At 68.3% G+C, this 1,429-nt stretch carries 1 protein-coding gene and 1 pseudogene; both read right to left on the bottom strand.

The genetic code is table 11. The annotated features are described in order from the left end of the window. Positions 1–590 (bottom strand): annotated as a pseudogene (locus DBR22_RS24700) (helix-turn-helix transcriptional regulator); the annotation flags it as partial. Between the two features lie 125 nt (positions 591–715). Then, a partial coding sequence (locus tag DBR22_RS17415) for a substrate-binding domain-containing protein (RefSeq protein WP_146187548.1) occupies positions 716–1,429 on the bottom strand: 714 nt, incomplete at its 5' end.

Here is a 1,429-nt window from a genome sequence, read left to right as displayed (position 1 = left end):
CCTGCCAGGACAATGACGGGCCCGACGTCGGCGGGCCGGGTCCGGTGTGCGGCCCGGACCGCTATCCGGCTGGCCGCTCCGATCGTCGCCGCCACTGCCGCCAGGAATTCCAGCTCGCGGTCGGTGAAGTCTTTCCCGGCCTCGCGAAAGAGGCTGCCCACTCCCCAGCACGAATCGTCCACCCTGAATGCCGCGCGCAGCTCATGTTCCAGGCCCTGCGGCATCAGGAGATCGTTGATCCGGACGCTGCGGACCACCTCACGGTGCGGGGCATCGGAAATCCTGGCGACCGGCCGCGGGCGCCGCAGCAGCGCCGCGAAATTGTTCGGCTCCTGCCCGGTGTATTCGCATTCGACGAAGCGGACGGAATACTCCTCGTATTCCTTCGCCGGCACCGGCCATTGACGCCAGTTGGTCACCGAGGTCATCACCAGCGTGTCAGGGTCGACGCCGGCCCAGCACGCCTGCTCGAACGGCACCGCCTGCTCCACGACGGCGAGCGCCGCGGTGTACAGGTCGGCCACGTTCTGTCCGCTGGTGGCCATGGCCGCGATCTCCCGCCGGGCGCGCTCAGCGCGTTCCTCCCACATACCTCCAGTATCCGGAAGGCGCGCCGCGACGCAATCCCCCAATGAGGGGATCCGCCCAGCCGCCCGGAACCCCCGGTGAGGGGATCGCGGCCGTGCGCGCCGGCGTCGTGCTGAGACCCAGCCGGTCAGGAGTCAGTCCGGGCGGTGGCCATCCGGCGCCCGGGCGCCGGCTCAGCGGGCGCTTGCAGCGGCGCCGCTGTTGTCTTCCGTGCCACCAGGGCCGGCTTCACCACACTGTTCACTGCCTCGGTCCGGCCGCCCACGCGCTCCAGCAAGAGGCGTCCGGCGGCACCGCCCATGTCAAGGCCGGACTGATCAACCGTGGTGATCGAGATCGGAGCCAGCGACGTCGTGAAGATGTTATCGAAGCCGGCCACTGACACGTCATCCGGAACACGGACGCCTGCGTCCCATAAGGCTGTGAGGACGCCGAAAGCCGAGACATCGCAGCCTGCGAACACGGCGGTGGGCCTTTCCGTCCGGGACAGCATCAGCCGTCCCGCCTGTTCGCCGCCCTCCTGGCTCCACTGGGACTGGATGATGTCGATCGCATCACCGAGTCCATGCCGGATCATCGCGTCAACGTACCCGCGCACGCGCACTTCCTCCGGGAGCCGTGCGTCATTGGTCCCCTCGGTGGTGTGGTTGACGTAGGTGATGTGCCGGTGCCCGAGCGCCACAAGATGATCAACCACCAGGGCCGCTCCGGCAAAGTCGTCGGCAGCCACTGAGTCGTAATCCGGGCCGGACCCATGCCGGCCGAGCACCACCATCGGGATGTTCCTGGCCACCGCGGCCAACTCCTCGTCCGTTCCCAGAGGGGAAATGAGGACGATTCC

The sequence above is a fragment of the Arthrobacter sp. HMWF013 genome (assembly GCF_003061105.1).
Classification (GTDB): Bacteria; Actinomycetota; Actinomycetes; order Actinomycetales; family Micrococcaceae; genus Arthrobacter.
Note: the sequence above shows the minus strand (reverse complement) of the source record. Positions and strands in the feature narration are given on the sequence as shown.